This window comes from Amycolatopsis sp. cmx-4-54, assembly GCF_046548895.1.
Lineage (GTDB): Bacteria > Actinomycetota > Actinomycetes > Mycobacteriales > Pseudonocardiaceae > Amycolatopsis.
The window spans coordinates 630,028-650,937 of record NZ_JAEBEJ010000004.1 but is presented as its reverse complement, the minus strand read 5'-3'; the positions used below and the strand labels follow the sequence as shown (position 1 = coordinate 650,937).

Sequence of the window (20,910 nt, the reverse complement as noted above, 5' to 3'; positions counted from 1 at the left end):
GCGTCACATGGAATAATTTCAAATGAAAGTATATGGTGGGCCGGAGCGAGTCAAGAGGGGGATTTCAGAGCCGCGTGAGGACTTCGAAGTCGTAACCGTCGGCGACCGCGAGATGGACGTGCTGATCGGCCTGCTGCCCGCGGAACTCGATCGTGCCGCGCGGTCCGTGATAGGCGACGCCGTCGATCGCCGCGTTGAGCGCGGGAAGCTCCGACGTCCCCGCCCTGCCGACGAGTTCGGCCAGCGTGTGCAGCCCCTCGTAACAGGATTCGGCGGCGTTGTTCAACGCCGGGGCGCCAGGGCCGTTGCGGCCCACGTACCGGCCGAGGAGGTCCATCGCGTCGGCGGTGACCATCGAGCGGAAGTAAGCGGCGGAGACGTAGAGGTTGCCGGTGGCGTGCGCGCCGCTCGCGAGGAGCATGTTCTCCTCCATCAACGGGCTGAACCGGAGCAGCCGGTCGCTGAGCCCGTGCGCGGAGAAAGCCCGGTTGAAGCGCACCGCGTCCTGCCCGACCAGCAACATGAGCACACCGTCGCTTGTGGACTGTTCGACTGCACGGACCACTGTGGACATATCGCCGGCGCCGAGCCCGACGAACGCCTCTCCGGTGATGCGCAGACCGAGATCCTTGGCGTAGTGGCGGATCGCGCGGGTCGACCGGTGCGGCCAGACGTAGTCGTCGCCGACGACGAACCAGCGCCGAGCGCCGAGGTGATCGCGCAGCCAGCGCAGGGCAGGTTCGATCTGGCAGCGCGGCGTCTCGCCCGTGCAGAAGATGCCCGAGCGGCGCTCGCCGCCTTCGTAAAGCGAGGTGTACACATACGGCACCCGGTCGGCCACGACCGGCGCGAGCGCGTGCCGGATCGACGAGATGTGCCAGCCGCTGACCGCGTCGACCTGCCCGCCGGCGACCAGCCGCCGCACTTCGTCGGCCACTCGCGCGGGTGTGCCGCCACCGTCCACCACCTCGGCCTCGACCTGCCTGCCGAGGATGCCGCCGGATTCGTTGAGCTCGTGGACGGCCAGCTCTGTGATCGCCTCGCACGACGGGCCGAACAGCCCGGCCGGTCCCTGCAACGGGACCACCATGGCCACCCGCCAGGTGTCGTCGCGGGGCCGGGTGGCGAGGCGTGGGGGCATGGCGCTCCGTGCGGTGGCCCGGTAAGGTCAAAGTGCTTTCACCTGGAAGTATCGCGAGGGTGTCCGGTTTTGGCAAGGGGACGGGATATGGGGACACGCGGCGTCACGACCGCCGGAACGTCACTCACCGGCTCGCTCACCCGCGCCGCCCGGGCCGTCGCCGCCAGGGTGGAGCAGGTGCTCGCCAAGGAAGGCCTCACCCTGGACCAATGGCTGGTGCTGGACACGCTGAGCGGTAAGGGCGGCCTCGCCATGGCCGACCTCGCCGACCGGACGCTCGCCACCGCCCCGACGTTGACCAGGGTGGTCGACAAACTCGTGACCACCGCGCAGGCCTACCGCGAGGTCGACGACGCCGACAGACGCCGCGTCCTCGTCCACCTCAGCGCCCGGGGCCGGGCGACGCACCGGCGCGTGGCCGCGAAGGTGTCGGAGGTGGAAGCTCTCCTGGACGTGCCGGACGAAGTACTCGCGGTGTTGCGGACGCTCGGCGACTGAAGGTCAGGCGTGTTTCGGCTTGGCCAGCGTGATGATGCCGACGATCCCGGCGACGACGATTGCGGCGAACACGAACAGCGCGGCCACCACGAACACCATCCGGAAGCCGGTGGCGTCCGAGAGTAGGCCGCCGAGCACCGGTGCGACCACCAGGGCGAGGACGCCGAGGCCCGCGATCACCCCGGCCGCGGCGCCGCGACCAGTGCGTAGCCGTCGGATCAGCGCGACGGTCACGCCGAGGACAGCCCCCGCGCCGAGCCCGGTGAGCACCCGCCCGACGAGGAGCAGGCCGCTGCCGGGAACGAAGGCGACCAGCAGCACGCCGAGGAGCATCAAGACGAGTGCGGGCACGGTCACCGACGTCGGGAAGCGCGGGCCGAGCAGTAAGCCTCCCGGGAACGCGATGGCGGCCGCGACGACGTACGCGACGAGACCGCTCAACAGCAGGGCCTGGCTCGACATGCCCAGCTCGATCCCCAAGGGGGACTCACCGTCGAACCGGTAGATCACGGTGAGCAGGAACAGCCCGATGAGCGCGGCGAACCCGGGGCCGATGACCAACCACCAGGGAGGACCGTCGGTGGGACGCGGGTCGCGCTGCGGCGGCACGTACATGCGGACAACCTATAGCGCCCGGCGACGTCACGGGCCGCCGCTGGGACATCCCGTGATGCCCCAGCATCAGCCCTGCTCGGACCGAGCCCGGATCGACGTGATCCGTCCTCGGTCCTCCGGACGCTTCCGCGTCCGGTTGCCTGGCCAAGAGTTACCTCTTGACCAAGCGCGACGTGCCCCCGGCAGGACTTGAACCTGCGACCTAGAGATTAGAAGGCTCTTGCTCTATCCAGCTGAGCTACGAGGGCCGACATCGGCGACGTTGGGTGTCGCCCAGCATCGGCAGCTTAGCCGTCGCCAACCTGTCGATCGTTCGACACCGCCAGATCGTTTCAGGTCGAGCCCACCCTTTTTTGGAACGCCCGTGAGCGCGTCACGACGCGGGGTGACGCGCTCACGGGCCGGGGCCGCTTCGGGGGAGCGGCCCCTGGGTTCGCGCAGGTCGCGAGTCGACTCGTCCGCGAGCGATCGGCACGAACCGCCGGGGTGGTCAGTCCCAGATCTTTAGGGCGCGGATCACGAACGGTCCCTGGGGCACGTAGGTGCCACCACCCGGATAGGTGATGAAATCTCCTTCGGTCGTGCATTCCTCGCTCTGGTAAATCGTCACGTCCCGGCTCAGCCGGTTGACGAACGAATGTCCGTCGAAGCCTTCGGGTAAGGGAATGCATTCGTCGGGATTGGAGGTGCGCAGGTCGAATTTGTGCACCGCGCCGCCGTATGAATCTGCGCCCCATACGCAGAACTCGCCCTTCTGGCAGGCGGGTTCGGGCGGCGCGGTGGTGGCGCTTGCGACTCCGGTGCTGGTCAGCAGGCCGAACATGGCCAGCAGGAGCACATGCGGGAGGCGGGCGCGCAGGTTCGTCAGACGTCGTTGCATAGCTGGGTTCTCCCCCGTGAATCGGCGGCTCGATCGCCGTCGGTGAATGTGTGATTCCACGATGGCGCGCGGGGAAGGGTTTGTCTGCCCGCATTTCTACTTCTGTGGATAAGTAGTTGTGCGCCGCTCGATCGGGGCGAGTTGTCCACATATCGCCGAGGCGCCTTGCGCACGCCGGAATCGGGTGCTACGCGGGCGCGGTGGAGTCCCGGATGACCAGTTCGGCGGGCACCTCGGCGGGCGCGGGGACCTTCTCCCCGCGCAACAGACCCAACACGAGCTCGCCGGCCGTCCGTCCCTTGGCGGCGAGGTCCTGCCGGACCGTCGTCAGCGGTGGTTCGGACCACCGGGCGGGCGGGACGTCGTCGTAACCCACGACCGAAAGGTCACCTGGGACCGACAGGCCGAGCTGCCTGGCGGCCGAAATCGCCGCCAGCGCCAGGAGATCCGACATGCACAGCAGCGCCGTCGGCCGTGGTCGCCGGTCCAGCAGGCCGAACGCGCTCGGGAGGGCTCCTTCGACCGAGAGTCCGGACGCCTCCCAGATCGGCACGTCACCCGCCGGGATCCCGGCGGCGGCCAGTGTCTCCAGGTAGCCGGCCATCCGTTCGCGGTTGTCGTGGAACCGGCTGTTCCCGGCCTCGGCCACGCTCAGTTCGCCACCGCGCGGCGCCGAGAGGCACTGCGCCGAGAAGATCCCGATCCGCCGGTGCCCGAGTTCCACCAGGTGCCGGGCCGCGGCGGCCGCTCCCGCGCGGTCCGCGACGCCGATTCGCGCCGAACCGCGGATATGCGGCTGGTCGATGACCACCAGCGGCATGCCCCGGTCTCGGACCGCGGTCAGCGCGGGCGCGCCGTCGGCCAGCGAATACGCCACCGCGATGTCGGCCTGCGCGGTCAGGATCCGCTCCGCCCGTGGCCCACCGCTCTCGCCGTCGCCGGGAAGCAGCAGCAGGGCGTGGCCCTCGGGATCGACGACGGTCGAGAGCGCGTCGAGGGTGACCGACAACGCGGGATCCGAGAACGCCGTCGAAAGATTCGTGTCGAGCAGGACGGCTATCGCGCCGGTGCGGCTGGTGGCGAGACTGCGAGCGGTCGGATTCGGCCCCGCGTACCCGATCTTCTTGGCCGCGCGAAGGACCTCTTCCCGCAGCTGGGCGGACAGCTGATCGGGCCGGTTGTAGGCGTTGGAAACGGTCGCGCGCGACACCCCGACGGCGTCGGCGACATCGTCCAACGTCGGCCTTCGCCGTCGCGTGCTGGTCACCGCCGCAGTCTAGTCCCGGCCGGGGCCGGTGGACTTTCTGAAGCGCTTAAGTCATTCTGGGGGAAGAGGAATCGAAAGGAGACTGGGGTCTATGCGTGACCGTACGGCCGTTTTCGTCGTGTTCGCGCTCAACGGGGCCGCGCTCGGCTCCTGGGCGCCGCGGACACCGGCGTTGTCGGAAAGGGTGGGCGCCTCGCCGGGCGTTTTCGGGCTGGCCCTGCTGGGTGCCAGCGTCGGCATGCTGATCGCGGCATCGGTTTCGGGGCGGTTGATCGAGCGATACGGCGCCCGCGCCGTGGTCGCGGGCAGCACGATCATCGCCACCGCGGCGTTGCCGATGATCGGCTTCTCGACGTCGGTCCTCCTGCTCGCCGGGGCGTTGTTCGTCCTCGGGGCGAGCGTCGGCGCGCTCGACGTGGCGATGAACGTCGCCGGAGTCGAGGTGGAGCGCCGGTCCGGGCGCGCGATCATGCCGATACTGCACGCCGGATTCAGCTTCGGCGCGTTGGCCGGTTCCGTCGCCGCGGGGTTCGCCGCGTCGCACCACTGGTCGCCCGGGAGGCATCTCACGGTCGCCGCGCTGGCCGCTTTGGTGGTGCTCGCCTTCGTCATCGCCGCCGTGCCCGGCGCGCGGCCCGAGCACACCGAACCCGTCGAGAAGCCGCGAGTGGCGCCGATCAAACGTCCCGTCCTCTGGCTGCTCGCCGCCATCGCGCTGTTCTCGGCGATCGCGGAGGGAGCGAGTTCGGACTGGTCCGCCCTGCTGATGACGTCCGTGCACGGGGTCGGCGACGGCGCCGCCGCCTTCGCGTACTCGGGATTCGCCCTGGCCATGGCGCTCGCCAGGCTCGCGGGCGCCTGGCTTCAGAACCGTTTCGGCGCGACGCGTGCGCTGGCGGTGGGTGCCGGGGTCGCCGCGGCGGGCCTCGTGCTCGCCGCGCTGGCCCCCGTTCCGGTGTTCGGGTTCGCCGGCTTCGCGCTGGCGGGCGCCGGGCTCGCCGCGGCCTTCCCGATCGCGTTGAGCCTCGCGGGCGCGTCCGGCAAACGTGCCGACGGAACCGGAGGCGAGCGCGAACTGGCCTTCGTCACGGCGATCGCCTACACCGGCTTCCTCGCGGGGCCGCCGCTGATCGGCGGGATCGCGCAGCTCACGTCGCTTTCGGTGTCGTTCCTGTTCGTCGGGCTGACCGCCGCGCTGATCGTGCCGTCCGCGGTGGCGGCGGCGCGGGCGCGGAAACGAGAGGAGGTGGCCGAACCCGTCGCCCGTTGACATCTCCGCCGGAACCCGGGCAAGCTGACAGCTCGGTAAACTGAAATGAATGCGCTTCGGTCGCTGTTTCAGTGGGGCTGATCCGGGAGGGATGCTGATGCTCGGGGGCGGCGGAGGTATCCCGGCGCGGCTGGTGCGGACCACGGTGCCCTGGCTGGTCCTGGTCCCGGTGGCGTTCCGGCTGGCGATGCTGGTGCAGGCACTCTGGGTGGCGGGCCTGGGTTCGTCGGTGCTGTGGACGTTCGTGGCGCTGCATGTGGTGCCCAACATCGTCGCGGCCGTCTGGATCTTCCGTTGGTCCGCGGCCGGGACGAAGCTGGTTCCTTTGGTGGACAGCGCGTTCGCCGTGCTCTTCGTCTTCGGGGCCGCGCCGTTCGCGCAGGACACCGCGATCACGTCGATCACCTGGACCCATCTGATGGGCACGGTGATGGTCTGGACCCTGCTGCGCGGCGCGACGGCCGGGGCGCTGGTCATCGGGGCCGCGGTGCCGGCGCACGCCCTGCTGGACCCGGCTTCCACGCTCGGTCTCCTTCTCACCCTCGCGACCGCGCTGGTCGTGTCGCTCGCGGTCGCCGGCCTGGTCGGCGCGTCGATGCGGTTCGCGGTCGGGTTCGGGGAGCAGCAGGGCCGGGCGGCGGAACGGGAACGGCATCGCCGCGACGTCCACGACACCGTCCTGCAGGTGATGGAGTCGTTCGCGATCCCCGCGCCCGCCGACGAACTCGACCCGGCGGCCAGCCTCGACCGCGTCCGCCGGACCGCTCGCGCCCAGGCGATGCGCATCCGGATCAGCCTCGAACACGAATCCGCCGAAGGGATCGGATTGCACCAGCGGCTTCGGCTGCTCGCCGCCGAAATGGCCGCGGAGGGGCTGCGCGTCGAGGTCGTCGTCCAGGACGACGCCGCACCGGAGCTTGCGGAGGAGACGGCCATGGCGCTGCACGACGCCGCCAGGGAAGCCCTGCGCAACACGCTGAAGCACTCCGGGACCAAGCGGGCCGTCGTGAGCGTCGAAGAGATCGGCGGCGGGGTTTCCTTGACGGTGCGTGATCACGGCGCCGGTTTCGACGTCGGGGCCGAGCGGCGCGGCTTCGGCCTCGAGAACTCGATCATCGCGCGGATGGCGGAGATCGGCGGATTCGCGCGGATCGAATCCAATCCTGGGCTGGGCACGAGGGTGGTGCTCCTCGCCCCGTCAATCCTGAGTCTCCCCGTCGGGTGAGTCCCGCCATTGGCTGAACGGGCGGTCCAGCGTCCATTTGCCGCCCACCCGCTCCACGACGCGGTACTCGCAGGTCTTCGGGTTGGACAGGGACTCGAACAGCTCGATGCTCCAGCCGAAGAGCCGACGGCACAGCAAGCGGATGGTGAGCCCGTGTGAGACGACCAGCACGGTCTCGGGGTGATCTTCGCCGCACGCCGCCAGCTCGCTGAGGAACGCCGCGACCCGATCGTCGACGTCCGCCCCGGACTCGCCGAACGGGAGCCGGTAGAAGAAGTGCCCGAACTCGTGGCGACGTTGTTTCTGGACCTCCTGCTCCAGCGGGTCCTGGAGGTTGCCCCAGTCCTGTTCCCGCAGCCTCGGTTCCGGCACGATCCGCTCGCAGGAGTCACGGATGTCCAGCAGCCGCAACGTTTCCCTGGTCCGCAGATACGGGCTGACGTAGACCGCCGTCCGCTGTCCGCCGAGGACCTCCTCGAGTTCCGGGCCGGCCAGTTTCGCCTGCTCACGCCCCGCGTCGGTGAGCGGCAGGGCGTGGTCGGGGATCCGGGTGTAGGCGAGCTCGTCGACGTTGCCGAGTGACTCGGCGTGCCTCAGCAAGATGATCCGCACGCCGCCATCTTGCCGGTTGCGCGTCCGGCATACCCTCGTGACGTGCCTTCAGACCCCGAGACGAAACCGGCCCCATCCGCGCGGAAGGCCGGTGTCCTGCCGCTGGTGTCGATCGGGGCGCTCCTGGCCGCGGTGGTGGCCGTCGGCCTGGTCGCGCTGACCGGTGGCGCCGGTTACGTCATCGCCGGACTCCCGGACCCGGGCCTGGTGACCCGCTACGGCATCACCGTCGTCCGGGTGCTGGCCGAGGCGGCTTCGGTGCTGTGCGTGGGTTCGCTGCTGCTCGCCGCGTTCCTCGTCCCGCCGCAGAAGTCCGGCACGCTCGCGGCCGACGGTTACGCGGCGATCCGGGTCGCCGGTGCCGCGGCGTGGGTCTGGTTCTTCGCGGCCGCCGCGTCGATCTTCTTCTCCGCGGCCGACGGCGCGGGCCGCCCGTTCACCGAGGTGCTCTCGCCGCAGGTGCTGATCGACCTCGTCGACGCCATCGAGCAGCCGAAGGCCTGGCTGTTCACCGCGCTGATCGCGTTGCTGGTCGCGCTCGGCTGTCGTCTCGCGCTGACTTGGGGCTGGACGACGGTGGTCTTCTTCCTGTCCGTCGGCGGCCTTGTCCCGGTCGCGGTCACCGGGCATTCCGCCAGCGGTGGCTCGCACGACATGGCGACCAACAGCCTGCTGTACCACCTCGTCGCCGCCGCGTTGTGGGTCGGCGGGCTGGTGGCGCTGCTGGCGCTCGGCTGGCGCCGCGGCGAGAACCTCAAGCTCGCCGCGACGCGGTTTTCGAAGCTGGCGCTCGTGTGCTGGATCGTGATGGCGGTCTCCGGCATCGTGAACGCGCTGGTGCGGATCAGGATCGCCGATCTGTTCACCACCGACTACGGCCTGCTGGTGGTCGCGAAGGTCGTCGCGTTGCTGCTGCTCGGTGTCTTCGGCCATCAGCAACGGCAGAAGGGGGTCGCCGGGCTGGTGAACGGCGCCGGCGGTGGTCAGCTGCTGCGGCTCGCCGCGGTCGAGGTGCTGATCATGTTCGTTACGATCGGCATCGCCACCGGGCTCGCGAAGACCCCGCCGCCGCAGGAATCGCTGACCCAGCCGTCGACGACGGAACTGCTGATCGGGTACGACCTCTACGGTCCGCCGACCGTCTTCCGGCTGCTCACGGACTGGCGGTTCGACCTCGTCTACGGCACCCTCGCGCTCGTTCTCGCCGGGCTGTACCTCGCCGGGGTCCGGCGGCTGCGGCGCCGCGGCGACACCTGGGCCACCGGACGGACGGTCGCTTGGCTCGCGGGCTGTTTCGTGCTGCTGATCGCGACGTCGTCCGGTATCGGGCGGTACGCGCCCGCGATGTTCAGCGTGCACATGGGCAACCACATGTTGCTGTCCATGGTGGCGCCGGTCCTGTTCGTGCTCGGCGGGCCCGTGACGCTCGCGCTGCGCGCGCTGCCCACGGCGGGCAAGGACGCCCCGCCCGGACCGCGCGAATGGCTGCTCGCCTTCGTGCACTCGCCGCTTTCGCGGTTCCTGACGCATCCGATCGTCGCGCTGCTGCTGTTCGTCGGTTCCTTCTACGGCCTGTACTTCTCGGGCCTGTTCGATTCGGCGCTGAACTACCACTGGGCGCATCTGGCGATGAACGCGCACTTCCTGCTCGCCGGATACGTCTTCTATTGGCCGGTGATCGGGGTCGACCCGGCGCCGCGACGGCTCCCGCCGCTGGGACGGCTGGGGATGATGTTCGCCGCCATGCCGTTCCACGCGTTCTTCGGGATCGCGCTGATGAGTATGCAGACCGTGCTCGGACAGGACTTCTATCGCGGGCTGAAGCTGCCGTGGGTCACCGATCTCCTCACCGATCAGCGGCTCGGCGGCGGGATCGCGTGGGCGTCCGGTGAGCTGCCGGTACTGCTGGTGCTCGTCGCGCTGCTGGTGCAGTGGGCGCGGCAGGACGAGCGAGAGGCGCGGCGCCGGGACCGCCGCGAGGACGTCTCCGGCGACGCGGATCTGAACGCCTACAACGCGATGCTGAAGAAACTCGCCGATCAGGGTCGGGGGCCGGGGCAGGGCTCGTAGCGTCCCGTCCCTTAGCACATTCCCGCGTCCGCGCCCGTCTTTCAGCCCGAGTTGTCCACAGGAAGCCCACAACGCCCGGAGTTGTCCACAGATCCGATTTCCGTCCCTTTCCGTCCTTGATTCCGAGGCAATCTGTGCTCAAGGGAAACGCCGGGAAGGCCCCGGATCGAGGAGAAGGGCGAGTGTGATGGCGATGGGCGAAACGTGGGTGACCATGATCGGCAACCTGACCAGCGAACCGATACACCATCCGGAGCGGGTCCACGGGCATGACGTCGTGTCGTTCGGCTTGCGGAGTGTCGAACGCCGGTACGACAAGGAAAGAGGGGAGTGGGGAGAGGGGCGGCAGCTCGCGGTCAAGGTCACCTGCTGGCGCAAGCTGGCGATGGCGGCGTTCTCCTGCCTGAGCAAGGGCGACCCGGTGATCGTGGCAGGGCGGCTGCGCGGCGCCGAGACCGCGGAGGAGATCCCGGCACCTCTGGGTCTACCTGAGCTTGAGGCCTTCTCCATCGGCCCGAACCTGGCGCGTTGCTCGGCCGAGATCCACCGGATGGGACGTGACCGGCCGAGGGCGATCCCGCCGGTGCCGCCGCCCACCGGGAATCCCATGGTCACCGCGCTGGAGGAGGCGCCCGTGGGGTGAATTTCCGATGCTCACTCAGTGATATCGGGCTGACTGTCGGTAGCTCGGTGGTGACCGCCGTCAAGGCCGCGATCGCCTCGCTCTACGATCGTTTGCATGGCCGAGTTCATCTACACCATGAAGAAGGTGCGCAAGACCGTCGGGGACAAGGTCATCCTCGACGACGTCAGCACCGCGTTCTACCCCGGCGCCAAGATCGGCGTGGTGGGGCCGAACGGCGCGGGTAAGTCCACCGTTCTGAAGATCATGGCGGGGATCGAGCAGGCCAGCAACGGCGAAGCCTTCCTCCAGCCTGGCGCCAGCGTCGGCATCCTCATGCAGGAGCCGGAGCTCAACGAGGAAAAGACCGTCCGCGAAAACGTCGAAGAGGGCCTTGGCGACATCAAGGTCAAGCTCAACCGCTTCAATGAGGTCGCCGAGCTCATGGCGACCGACTACAGCGACGAGCTGATGGAAGAGATGGGCAAGCTCCAGGAAGACCTCGACCACGCCGACGCGTGGGAGATCGACTCCGCGGTGGAGCAGGCGATGGACGCCCTGCGTTGCCCGCCGCCGGAAGAGCCCGTCACCCACCTCTCCGGTGGTGAGCGCCGCCGGGTCGCGCTGTGCAAGCTGCTCCTGTCCGCGCCCGACCTGCTGCTCCTCGACGAGCCCACCAACCATCTGGACGCCGAAAGCGTGCTGTGGCTGGAGCAGTTCCTCGCGAACTACGCCGGCGCCGTCCTCGCCGTCACCCACGACCGGTACTTCCTGGACAACGTCGCCGAGTGGATCATGGAGCTCGACCGCGGCCGCGTCGTCGGCTATGAGGGCAACTACTCGACGTACCTGGAGAAGAAGCGCGAGCGTCTCGAGGTCCAGGGCAAGAAGGACGCCAAGCTCGCCAAGCGGCTGAAGTCCGAGCTCGACTGGGTCCGGTCCAACGCCAAGGCGCGCCAGACCAAGTCGCGGTCCCGGCTCGACCGCTACGAGGAGATGGCCGCGGAGGCGGACAAGCACCGCAAGCTCGACTTCGAAGAGATCCAGATCCCGCCGGGGCCCCGGCTGGGCAGCGTGGTCGTCGAGGTCGAGAAGCTGCGCAAGGGTTTCGACGACCGGGTGCTGATCGACGGGCTGTCGTTCGACCTGCCGCGCAACGGCATCGTCGGCGTGATCGGGCCGAACGGTGTCGGCAAGACGACCCTGTTCAAGACGATCGTCGGGCTCGAGGAGCCGGACGACGGCCGGGTCAAGATCGGCGAGACGGTCAAACTGTCCTATGTGGACCAGAACCGCGGCGGGATCGACCCGAAGAAGACGGTATGGGAGGTGGTTTCGGACAAGCTGGACTACATCCACGTCGGGCAGACCGAAATGCCCTCGCGTGCCTACGTCAGCGCGTTCGGTTTCAAGGGGCCGGACCAGCAGAAGCCGGCGGGCGTGCTCTCCGGCGGTGAGCGCAACCGGCTGAACCTGGCGCTGACCCTCAAACAGGGCGGGAACCTGATCCTGCTCGACGAGCCGACGAACGACCTGGACGTCGAGACCCTCGGCTCGCTGGAGAACGCTCTCGAGCAGTTCCCCGGCTGCGCCGTGGTCATCTCGCACGACCGGTGGTTCCTCGACCGGGTCGCGACGCACATCCTCGCTTGGGAAGGCACGGACGAGAACCCCTCGCAATGGTTCTGGTTCGAAGGTAACTTCGAGGGCTACGAGAAGAACAAGGTCGAACGTCTCGGTGCCGAGGCGGCTCGTCCGCACCGCGTCACCCATCGCAAGCTGACCCGCGACTGAGGGCCGGGGGTTCCCCGTGGAAGCCAGCAAGCGCCAACGGCCGGGCTCGCCCACCACCATGGTGGGTGGGCGGACGGCTGCCACCGGGGGAACCCTGTCCGCTGTCGGCAGGTTGATCGAACGCGCGGACGCCCTGCATCTGAGGGCGCCCGAGCTCGCATTGGTCCTCGGGGAGCGCGCGGCCGCGCTCGCCGAGGCCGCCGGCGCCGACGAGCAGTGGATCCGCGCGGAGAGCCTGGTGGTGAGCGCCCGGGTGCGGCTCGGTGGCCGTCCCCGGACGGTCGGCCGGGCCGTGGCCGCCCTGCGCGCCGCGGAACACGCGGGCTACGGCGACATCGCCGCCCGGCTGAGGATCGACCTGGCGGTCTGTGCGCGCAGCGTGGGCATCCCGCTGACGGGTCTGGCGGTGTTGCGTCCGTTGCTGGCGGATCCGGTGGTTTCGGCTTCGCACCGGGCGGAGGCGTTGTGTCACCTCGTGGGTTGCTTGGCGCAGTTCGGCCGCAAAGCGGAGCTGGACCGGGTCCTCGCCGAGGCGGACAAGCTCGTGCTCGGCGACGGCTCGATGACGGCGGATTCCCAGTTGCTGATCCGCGCGTTGTTGCGGGTCGGAGTGTCGGCACACCGTCGACGGCACGGTGACCTGACTTCGGCCGCCGACGCCGCGCGGACCGGGCTCGGCATGCTCGAAAAGCTCGGGAACCCCGACGACGACGGCGGTCTCGTCCGGATCAGGCTGATCCTGCAACTCGTCTGCACGGTGCTGGACCGGGGCGACACGGAGATGGCGCTGGAGGTCGCGCAGCCGATCCTCGACGCGCCCGTCCGGGCCGCCGGGATCGCGCCGGCCGCGTGGCTGCGGCTGGCGGTGGCCACCCGTGTCCTGCTGCCCGCGGGATCCGGTGAAGCCGCGGGCATGCTCGTCCGTGAGGCGGTCGCGGGAGCCGAGGACCACAACCTGCACGCCGTCACGGCGCGGCTGTGGCTGGAACTCGCGCAGATCGAGGAACGGCTCGGCCGGGCCGAGGAGGCCATCGGCTGCCTGCACCGTTCGCGTGCCGCCGAACATCTGCACGCCCGCGCGCGCAGGCAGGCGTGCAATGTCCTGGTCGGCGAATTCGGCGCGGCCGAGAACGCCGCCGTCGACCTCGACGACGTCCTGCGGGCCGTCGCCGCGCGGCCGTCCACCGCCGCGGTCCCCGTTCCCGCGCCGGAACCGGCCGAGGTGACGGCGGTGATCCCGCCGATCCCGACGCTCGACGTGGGGCCCCCGAAGCGGGCCGCGGCCGAGCCGCCGGTTCGCCGTGAGCCGCCGCAGCCCGCGCGGCAGAGCAGGCATGCGGAATCCGCGCCCGCGCGGCACACGCCGGTCGATCCTCCGCGCCCGGTGGAGTCTCCCGTGGCGGCTCCGGTCTCGAAAGAGCGCGAAGCGCCGGTGCTGAAGCCGCCGTCCCGTCCCGAGCCCGCCAGGGAAGCGGCGGCGTCCGACAGCGACTGGCGCCGTCGGGTGCCGCAGAAGGCCAAACCGTCGATCAGGTTCGAGCCCAAGGCCGAACCCGTCGCGCCGAAACTGATGCCGCCGCCGAAGCCGGAGCCCGCGCCGCGCCCCGAACCGGTGTCGCGCCCCGAACCGGTGTCGCGTCCGGAACCGGAGCCCGTGCGCCGTCGCCGTCAGGAGGAGCCCGCGGCTCGCGAGACCGTCGCTCCCGAACCGGCGATCGCCCGGCCGGAAACCCCGGCCCCGGTCACGCGGCGTTGGACCGAGGAGCCGCTGCCCGTGGCCGCGTCGGAAACCGTCTTGCCCGAGCTGCTTCTGGCTCCCGAGCCCGCCGCCGAACCACGGCCGCGCGTGGCGGCGGAGACCCGGCCGCCGGGCACCGCCGCGCCGTTGTGGGAGAGCGACGAGTGGGCGGCCGAAGAGCGGGCGCGCCGGTCCTCGGCGCCGGTCTCGCGCAAGACCAGGCACGACGCCGAACACGGTTCCGTGGCGGCGAAATCGGTACTGGACCGGCTCGGGATCTCGAGCACGGGCGGGCAGGGCGGTGGCCGCCGTCGCGCGGACGACGCCGCGGATCCCGTGCACCCCGAACCTTTCGCCGAAGAACGCGCCGACACCGGCCGTGCCCGCCGGGAACAGCCTCCGGTCGAGTACGGCGAACCCGCCGTCCCGCTCGCGCCGCCGCCACGGGAGGACCCGGTGCCGACGCAGGCAAGCGGGACCGGGGAAGGTCCTCGCCCGAGCGCCAAGGAAGAGGTCGCGGATCCGTGGCTGCCGCGGCTGCGGATGCCGCCGGCGTTGGACCCGCTGACCGACACCGGCTCCTGGCGTCCGATCACGCCGTTCCCGGAGAGCTACGCCCGCGCGATCGCCGAGGACGAGCCGCCGCCGGACGCCGGTCTCGCCGATCTGCTCGCCCGCGCGCTCGCGGAGCACCAGGCGGGCACCGCCAGTGCCGCCGCCCTCGTGAAGCAGCTCGGGTCCCAGGACACGGGAAAGCGTCCCGTCAACGGCCGCGACCGGCACCGCGCCAACGGCAGCGACTGACCCGGGCGGTAGCAAAGGTCCCTTGCTCCCACCTCGGTGGAAGCGGAGTCTGGCTTGAACGATTCAGATCGGCGGCCGAGTTCGCCCGAAGCGGCACGGCGCGGCAATGGGTGCTGGTCACCCCCGTGCGGCGGGTCGCGGCGAGGCCGGACAGACCGCCGATGTGACCCGCGAGTAGCTGAACCGATCACGGCCATTCCGGTATCTGAGCAGGGAAATCTTCGACGGCCGGGAAGGACCCGGCCTTGTGGAGCCGACTGTCCGGAGCTGTAGGTTGGGTCTGGTCCGGTACAAAGTCGTGCCGGTCGCGGTGTCAATCTCGCTACAGTGGAGAGTTGCCTCAATGAGCTCGACGGGAGTCTCGTCCCTGCCCGGAAAAGATGTCGGCACCGAGGAAGGCGCCCGGCGCCGGTCGGCGAACCCGGAGCAGATCCGGGACGACCTGATCGACGCCGCCGCGGCGTACGCCCCGGAGATCGGCGACTTGATCCGCTTGTACTACCGGCACATCCCGGCCGAAGAGATTCTCGGTGACGACCCGGTCGACCTCGTCGGCGCCGTCCGTTCGCATCTGCAGCTCGCGAAGGACCGGATGCCCGGCCGTCCCGCAGTACGGCTGCTGAACCCGACGGGCCCCGAAGACGGCTGGACGCGTGAGGCGACCGTCGTGCAGGTCGTCACGGACGACATGCCGTACCTGGTGGATTCCGTCGCGGCGGAGTTCGCGCGCGACGGGGTGCAGGTGCAGCGCATCGTGCACCCGATCGTCGTGGTGAGCCGGGATCTGACCGGTGAGCTGCTGGAGGTCCACCCGGACGCCGACCCGGCGGAGCCGCCGGCGAATTCGGCGGCCGAGTCGTGGATGTACATCGAGATCGACCTGGTGACGGATCCGAACCGCGCGCGCGAGCTGGACAACCGGCTGTCGTCGGTGCTGGGTGACGTCCGTGAGGTCGTCGAGGACACCGACAGGATGGCGCAGACGGCGCGCGGTCTCGCCGACGAACTGGACGGGAACCCGCCGCGGTTGCCCGCCTACGAGGTCGCGGAGGGCGCCCGGCTGCTGCGCTGGCTGGCCGACGGCCACTTCACCTTCCTCGGTTACCGCCGTTACGAGCTGATCGACAACCCGCACCCGGACAGCGAAGAGCCCGCCTTGCGCGCGGTGCTCGCCACCGGGCTGGGCGTGCTGCGCCAGGACAGTCTGGCCGCGCGCAGCCTCACCGCCGGTCCGGACACGGCGGCGTCCGCGCTCGCGCCGACGCTGCTGGTGCTGACCCAGGCGAGCGCGCCGTCCACGGTGCACCGCCCGGTGTATCCGTACTACGTCGGCGTGAAAACGTTCGACGACAACGGGAACGTCACCGGTGAGCACCGGTTCCTCGGCATGTTCACCACCACCGCGCTGCACGAGAACGTGCTCGACATCCCGGTGGTCTGCAACCGGGTCCGCGAGGTCATCCACCGCGCGGGCTTCCCGATGGAGTCCTTCTCCGGCCAGCGCATGCTCGAAGTGCTGCAGAACTGGCCGCGCGCGGACCTGTTCTCGGCCGACACCGACTCGCTGTACTCGACGACGACGGGCGCGATCACGCTTTCGGATCGCAGACGGCTGCGCCTGTTCCTGCGCCGTGACCCGTACGGCCGTTTCTATTCGTGCCTCGTGTACCTCCCGCGTGACCGCTACACGACCCGTTCGCGGCTCGCGATGCAGGAGGTACTGCTCGAAGAACTCGAAGGCACGCAACTGGAGTACAGCGCGCGTATCGGCGAGACCGTGCTCGCGCAGGTGCATTTCATCGTGCACACCGATCCGTCGCAGCGGTCCGAACCGGACACCCTGCGCATCCAGGAACGGCTCAACGAAGCCGTTCGCAGCTGGGACGACAGGATGGTCGAGGCGATCCTCGCCGAACGCCGCGGGCGTGCCGGGGACGGCGGCGTCGCGATCGGCCTGATGGGCGAAGAGTCCGCCGGTGAGCAGGGGCAGCGGTTCGCCGCCGTGTTCCCCGAGGGCTACAAGGAGGACTTCACCGCGCTCGAAGCGCTCGCGGACCTCCGCGCCCTGGAGTCGCTGACCGACGAGGGCGACCTGTCGATGTCGTTCTACCTGCCCGCCGACGCGGAGGCGGGGGAGCGGCGCTTCAAGCTGTACCTGCGCGGTGAGGGCGTCACCCTCTCCCAGGTGCTCCCGGTCCTGCAGCGGATGGGCGTCGAGGTCGTCGACGAGCGGCCGTACGAACTGCGCCGCGAGGACGGCGGCCGGTCGTGGATCTACGACTTCGGCCTGCGCATCGACCCGCAGGTCCTCGACCACGCGGACAACGACCTCCGCACCCGCTTCCAGGACGCCTTCCACGCCGCCTGGCGCGGCGACTGCGAGGTCGACGGCTTCAACGGCCTCGTCCTGCGCGCCGGGCTCACCTGGCGCCAGGCGGCCATCCTGCGGGCCTATTCGCGGTACCTGCGCCAGACGAAGATCCCGTTCTCGCAGGAGTACATCGAGAACACCGTCCTCGCGCACACCGACATCGCCACCGCGCTGGTGCGGCTGTTCGAGACGCGGTTCGATCTCGCGCTCGGCGACGAGGTCCGCGTGTCGCAGGCCGAGCAGCTCACCACCGAGATCGGCAAGCTGGTCGACGAGGTGACGAGCCTCGACGAGGACCGGATCCTGCGACGGCTGATGTCGGTCATCCTCGCCACGCTGCGCACGAACTACCACGTCACCGACGCGGACGGGAACTCGCGGCAGTACCTGGCGCTCAAGCTCGACCCGAGCGCGGTGCCCGAACTGCCCGAGCCGCGGCCGAAGTACGAGATCTTCGTGTACTCGCCCCGGATCGAGGGCGTGCACCTGCGCTTCGGCGACGTCGCGCGCGGAGGCCTGCGGTGGTCCGACCGCCGGGAGGACTTCCGTACGGAGATCCTTGGCCTGGTCAAGGCCCAGGCGGTCAAGAACGCGGTCATCGTGCCTGTCGGCGCGAAGGGCGGCTTCGTGGTGAAGCGCCCGCCGACGGCCACCGGTGACCCCGGCCTGGATCGCGACGCCCAGCTGAACGAGGGCATCGCCTGCTACCGGATGTTCATCTCCGGCCTGCTGGACGTGACCGACAACCGCGTCGAGGGCAAGACCGTTCCGGCGCCGGGCGTGGTCCGCCACGACGGCGACGACAGCTACCTCGTGGTCGCCGCGGACAAGGGCACCGCGAAGTTCTCCGACATCGCGAACGAGGTCTCGGCGAACTACGGGTTCTGGCTCGGCGACGCCTTCGCGTCCGGTGGCTCGGTCGGTTACGACCACAAGGCCATGGGCATCACCGCGAAGGGTGCTTGGGAGAGCGTCAAACGCAACTTCCGCGAGCTGGGCAAGGACACCCAGACCGAGGACTTCACCGTCGTCGGCATCGGCGACATGATGGGTGACGTCTTCGGCAACGGCATGCTGCTCTCGGAGCACATCCGGCTGGTGGCCGCCTTCAACCACCTGCACATCTTCCTCGACCCGAACCCGGACGCGGCGACCTCGTTCGCCGAGCGGCGCAGGTTGTTCGACCTGCCGCGCTCGTCGTGGGAGGACTACGACCGCTCGCTGATCAGCGAGGGCGGCGGCATCTATTCGCGTTCGGCGAAGACGATCCCGGTCAGCCCGCAGGTCCGCGAAGCGCTCGGCCTCGGCGAGGACGTCACGAAACTGGCGCCCAACGACCTGATGCAGGCGATCCTGCTGGCGCCGGTCGAGCTGCTGTGGAACGGCGGTATCGGCACCTACGTCAAGGCCGAGAACGAGTCCCACGCGGACGCGGGCGACAAGGCCAACGACGCCCTGCGCGTCAACGGGAACCAGCTCCGCGTGAAGGTCGTCGGCGAGGGCGGGAACCTGGGCTTGACGCAGCTCGGCCGGATCGAGTTCGCCCGCGCCGGAGGCAAGATCAACACCGACGCGCTCGACAACTCGGCGGGCGTCGACTGCTCCGACCACGAGGTCAACATCAAGATCCTGCTGGACCACCTGGTCTCGGCCGGGTCGCTCGACGCCGAGCAGCGCAACGAGCTGCTGGAGCAGATGACCGACGAGGTCGGCGAGCTGGTGCTGGCCGACAACTACCGGCAGAACGCCGTGCTCGGGGTCAGCCGGGCCCACGCCGGCCCGATGGTCTCGGTGCACCAGCGGCTCGTCGCGGCGCTGGTCGCGAAGGGCGCTTTCGACCGCAAGCTCGAAGCACTGCCGAGTTCGGCGGAGTTCCGCGCGCTGGAGAAGGCGGGCGAAGGCCTCACCTCGCCGGAGCTGGCGACGCTGCTCGCGCACGTCAAGCTCGACCTGAAGGACGAGCTGCTGGCGAGCGAGCTGCCGGACTCCGAGGTGTTCTCGCGTCGGCTGCCCGAGTATTTCCCGAAGCCGCTTCGGGAGCGCTTCGGCGACGCGATCTTCCAGCACCCGCTGAAGCGCGAGATCATCACGACGATGGTGGCCAACGAGGTCGTCGACGGCGCCGGGATCTCGTACGTCTTCCGCCTGATGGAGGAGATGAACGCGACCGCGACCGACGCCGTCCGCGCGTACGCCGTGGTCACCCACGTGTACGACCTGCCGTCGCTGTGGGCCCAGATCGACGCGCTGGACAACGTCGTGCCGACCGAGGTCGCGGACGAGATGATGCTGGAGACCCGCAGGCTGCTCGACCGGGCCGCCCGCTGGTTCCTCACCAACCGGCCGCAGCCGCTGGCCCCGCTCGCCGAGATCAACCGGTTCGGCCGCGTGGTCGGTGAGCTGGCCCCGAGGGCGCACGAGCTGCTTCGCGGTGTCGAGTGCGCTTCGGTGGACGCGAACACCGAGCGGCTGATCGAGAAGGGCGTCCCGGCGGAACTCGCCGGGCGGGTGGCGCTGCTGCTGCACACCTTCGGCCTGCTCGACGTCACCGATGTCGCGGAGCTGGCCGAGCAGCAGGCGGGGATCGACGCGGTGCACAGCCCGGCGGAGACCGCGGGCCTGTACTACGCGCTGTCCGACCACCTCGGCATCGACAAGATGCTGACCTCGATCAGCGGTCTCGAACGCGGCAACCGCTGGCACGCGCTCGCCCGGCTGGCGCTGCGGGACGACGTCTACGGTTCCTTGCGGACGATCACGCTCGACGCCTTGCGGCACAGCGATTCGGGCACCGACCCGGACGAGAAGATCGGCCACTGGGAGAAGACGAACGCTTCGCGGTTGCAGCGGGCCCGCGTCGCGCTGGACGAGATCAGCCAGTTCGGCAAGCTCGACCTGGCGACGCTGTCGGTGGCGGCGAGGCAGATCCGGAGCACGGTGAGGTAGTGAGCTACATTTCCCTGATCCGGCCGCGCTGGTCGGATATGGACGTCTACGGGCACGTCAACCACGCGAATCTGGTGACCCTGCTCGAAGAGGCACGGATCCCCCTGCTGTTCGGGGACGCCGTCCGCGCGGGGCTCACCGAACTGCCCAAGGGCATCGTGGTGGTGAAGCTGGCCGTCCATTACCGTTCGCCGATCGTGGTGTCCGATCAGGACATCCGGGTGGAGATCTCGTTGAAGGACTTGAAGCACGCCAGCTTCACCCTCGGTTACCGGGTGCACGACGGCCCGGCCGAGGCCGACAAGGTCGCGGTCACCGCCGAGACGGTGCTCGCGCCGTTCGACACCGCGTCGGAGCGGCCCCGGCGGCTGACCGAGGACGAACGCGCCTTCCTGGAGAAGGGGTTCGCGGATGCCTGAGCTCGTCATCCCGGACGCGGGCGACCGCGAAACACTCGGCGCGTTCGTGGCCAGGGCGGTCCGGCTCGACCAGAACACGCTGGTGCGGTTGCGGCAGCGCGGTGACGGTGTCGTCGAGGCGTGGAGCACGACCCCGTTCGAGGTTCTCGCCACCAGGGCGGTCGCCGGCGACATCACGCCGTCGGACGTCACCGTGTCCGGGAACGAGCTGCTCGCCGCGCTGACCGTCGCCGGCGGTGAGCGGATGGATCCGGGCCCGGCCCGCGACCTGATGTGGCATTCCGAGCTGCCCGCCCCCGGCCGCTGGCAGCTGGTGGACGAACTGCCGGCGACGGTGATCTCGGAGCTGGCCGATCGGGGCGTCACACTGGCCCGCGACAACGTCGGCCCGCACGGCAACCCGCCCGCCTCGCTGATGGACCAGGCGGTGCTCACCGTTTCGGGCAACGAGCTGGAGATCAAGGTCCAGATGCGGTGCCTGTTCGCGCTGTCGGGGATGGGTTTCGTGGACTCGTCGATCGACGGCGACGTCGTCCGGGTGACCGCGACGGATTCGTGGATGCGCATCGACGCGCGGTACGGCGCTGTCCTCAAGCGCCGTCACGCGCTCCTGCCGCTGCTGTTCTGACGGCTTCCTT

The 20,910-nt window shown here is 69.8% G+C and carries 15 protein-coding genes and 1 tRNA gene; 10 read left to right on the top strand and 6 right to left on the bottom strand.

The window, feature by feature from the left end:
* Window positions 1-64 precede the first annotated feature (64 nt).
* On the bottom strand, window positions 65-1,141 hold the full coding sequence (locus tag ACLJQ7_RS16870) for a substrate-binding domain-containing protein (RefSeq protein ID WP_410649135.1): 1,077 nt from the start codon (window positions 1,139-1,141) through the stop codon (window positions 65-67).
* Between the two features lie 87 nt (window positions 1,142-1,228).
* On the opposite strand from ACLJQ7_RS16870, the gene ACLJQ7_RS16865 reads away from it, so the two are divergent.
* Complete coding sequence (locus ACLJQ7_RS16865; RefSeq protein ID WP_410649134.1) at window positions 1,229-1,639, top strand: MarR family transcriptional regulator; 411 nt, start codon at window positions 1,229-1,231, stop codon at window positions 1,637-1,639.
* Window positions 1,640-1,642: 3 nt separating this feature from the next.
* Here the strand turns inward: ACLJQ7_RS16865 and ACLJQ7_RS16860 are convergent, their stop codons facing one another.
* The 4 genes from ACLJQ7_RS16860 to ACLJQ7_RS16845 all read right to left on the bottom strand — a co-directional run bounded on the left by ACLJQ7_RS16860 (window position 1,643) and on the right by ACLJQ7_RS16845 (window position 4,371).
* Entirely contained in the window at window positions 1,643-2,254 is a 612-nt protein-coding gene (locus ACLJQ7_RS16860; RefSeq protein WP_410649133.1) for an MFS transporter, read from the bottom strand.
* A 174-nt stretch (window positions 2,255-2,428) separates the two neighbouring features.
* A tRNA-Arg gene (locus ACLJQ7_RS16855) sits at window positions 2,429-2,502 on the bottom strand.
* A 242-nt stretch (window positions 2,503-2,744) separates the two neighbouring features.
* The gene (locus ACLJQ7_RS16850) at window positions 2,745-3,134 is read right to left on the bottom strand and encodes a peptidase inhibitor family I36 protein (protein WP_410649132.1); all 390 of its coding nucleotides are present in this window, start codon (window positions 3,132-3,134) and stop codon (window positions 2,745-2,747) included.
* A 187-nt stretch (window positions 3,135-3,321) separates the two neighbouring features.
* Complete coding sequence (locus ACLJQ7_RS16845; RefSeq protein ID WP_410649213.1) at window positions 3,322-4,371, bottom strand: LacI family DNA-binding transcriptional regulator; 1,050 nt, start codon at window positions 4,369-4,371, stop codon at window positions 3,322-3,324.
* A gap of 121 nt (window positions 4,372-4,492) precedes the next feature.
* Here ACLJQ7_RS16845 and ACLJQ7_RS16840 point away from each other — a divergent pair, with 121 nt between their 5' ends.
* On the top strand, window positions 4,493-5,671 hold the full coding sequence (locus ACLJQ7_RS16840; RefSeq protein ID WP_410649131.1) for an MFS transporter: 1,179 nt from the start codon (window positions 4,493-4,495) through the stop codon (window positions 5,669-5,671).
* Between the two features lie 91 nt (window positions 5,672-5,762).
* Window positions 5,763-6,896, top strand: a complete 1,134-nt coding sequence (locus tag ACLJQ7_RS16835) for a sensor histidine kinase (protein WP_410649130.1) — start codon at window positions 5,763-5,765, stop codon at window positions 6,894-6,896.
* Here ACLJQ7_RS16835 and ACLJQ7_RS16830 read toward each other — a convergent pair.
* On the bottom strand, window positions 6,870-7,508 hold the full coding sequence (locus tag ACLJQ7_RS16830) for a histidine phosphatase family protein (protein ID WP_410649129.1): 639 nt from the start codon (window positions 7,506-7,508) through the stop codon (window positions 6,870-6,872). The genes ACLJQ7_RS16835 and ACLJQ7_RS16830 overlap by 27 nt on opposite strands.
* Window positions 7,509-7,550: 42 nt before the next feature.
* Between ACLJQ7_RS16830 and ACLJQ7_RS16825 the strand changes: the two genes are divergently transcribed.
* The 7 genes from ACLJQ7_RS16825 (at window position 7,551) to ACLJQ7_RS16795 (ending at window position 20,900) form a co-directional block, all read left to right on the top strand.
* Window positions 7,551-9,578 (top strand): cytochrome c oxidase assembly protein, encoded by a 2,028-nt coding sequence (locus ACLJQ7_RS16825; RefSeq protein ID WP_410649128.1) that lies wholly within the window; start codon window positions 7,551-7,553, stop codon window positions 9,576-9,578.
* A 193-nt stretch (window positions 9,579-9,771) separates the two neighbouring features.
* Window positions 9,772-10,221, top strand: coding sequence for a single-stranded DNA-binding protein (locus ACLJQ7_RS16820; protein WP_410649127.1), 450 nt, complete (start codon window positions 9,772-9,774; stop codon window positions 10,219-10,221).
* 96 nt (window positions 10,222-10,317) lie between these two features.
* Window positions 10,318-11,994 carry an energy-dependent translational throttle protein EttA gene (ettA, locus tag ACLJQ7_RS16815; protein WP_125793032.1) on the top strand — a complete coding sequence of 559 codons (1,677 nt, stop codon included), beginning with the start codon at window positions 10,318-10,320 and terminating at the stop codon, window positions 11,992-11,994.
* Window positions 11,995-12,010: 16 nt separating this feature from the next.
* Window positions 12,011-14,536, top strand: a complete 2,526-nt coding sequence (locus ACLJQ7_RS16810) for a hypothetical protein (RefSeq protein ID WP_410649126.1) — start codon at window positions 12,011-12,013, stop codon at window positions 14,534-14,536.
* Window positions 14,537-14,879: 343 nt separating this feature from the next.
* Window positions 14,880-19,853 (top strand): NAD-glutamate dehydrogenase, encoded by a 4,974-nt coding sequence (locus ACLJQ7_RS16805; RefSeq protein WP_410649125.1) that lies wholly within the window; start codon window positions 14,880-14,882, stop codon window positions 19,851-19,853.
* On the top strand, window positions 19,853-20,272 hold the full coding sequence (locus ACLJQ7_RS16800) for an acyl-CoA thioesterase (RefSeq protein WP_034313873.1): 420 nt from the start codon (window positions 19,853-19,855) through the stop codon (window positions 20,270-20,272). The genes ACLJQ7_RS16805 and ACLJQ7_RS16800 overlap by 1 nt, the downstream gene beginning before the upstream one ends.
* The gene (locus ACLJQ7_RS16795) at window positions 20,265-20,900 is read left to right on the top strand and encodes a hypothetical protein (protein ID WP_378372559.1); all 636 of its coding nucleotides are present in this window, start codon (window positions 20,265-20,267) and stop codon (window positions 20,898-20,900) included. Before ACLJQ7_RS16800 ends, ACLJQ7_RS16795 begins: the two co-directional genes overlap by 8 nt.
* The last annotated feature ends 10 nt before the right edge of the window (window positions 20,901-20,910 follow it).

What these genes read in the sequence shown, in the direction of transcription:
- ACLJQ7_RS16870 (WP_410649135.1), bottom strand. Translation starts at nt 1,141, where the DNA reads ATGCCCCCACGCCTCGCCACCCGGCCCCGCGACGACACCTGGCGGGTG.
- ACLJQ7_RS16865 (WP_410649134.1), top strand. Translation starts at nt 1,229, where the DNA reads ATGGGGACACGCGGCGTCACGACCGCCGGAACGTCACTCACCGGCTCG.
- ACLJQ7_RS16860 (WP_410649133.1), bottom strand. Translation starts at nt 2,254, where the DNA reads ATGTACGTGCCGCCGCAGCGCGACCCGCGTCCCACCGACGGTCCTCCC.
- ACLJQ7_RS16850 (WP_410649132.1), bottom strand. Translation starts at nt 3,134, where the DNA reads ATGCAACGACGTCTGACGAACCTGCGCGCCCGCCTCCCGCATGTGCTC.
- ACLJQ7_RS16840 (WP_410649131.1), top strand. Translation starts at nt 4,493, where the DNA reads ATGCGTGACCGTACGGCCGTTTTCGTCGTGTTCGCGCTCAACGGGGCC.
- ACLJQ7_RS16835 (WP_410649130.1), top strand. Translation starts at nt 5,763, where the DNA reads ATGCTGATGCTCGGGGGCGGCGGAGGTATCCCGGCGCGGCTGGTGCGG.
- ACLJQ7_RS16820 (WP_410649127.1), top strand. Translation starts at nt 9,772, where the DNA reads ATGGGCGAAACGTGGGTGACCATGATCGGCAACCTGACCAGCGAACCG.
- ettA (WP_125793032.1), top strand. Translation starts at nt 10,318, where the DNA reads ATGGCCGAGTTCATCTACACCATGAAGAAGGTGCGCAAGACCGTCGGG.
- ACLJQ7_RS16805 (WP_410649125.1), top strand. Translation starts at nt 14,880, where the DNA reads ATGAGCTCGACGGGAGTCTCGTCCCTGCCCGGAAAAGATGTCGGCACC.
- ACLJQ7_RS16795 (WP_378372559.1), top strand. Translation starts at nt 20,265, where the DNA reads ATGCCTGAGCTCGTCATCCCGGACGCGGGCGACCGCGAAACACTCGGC.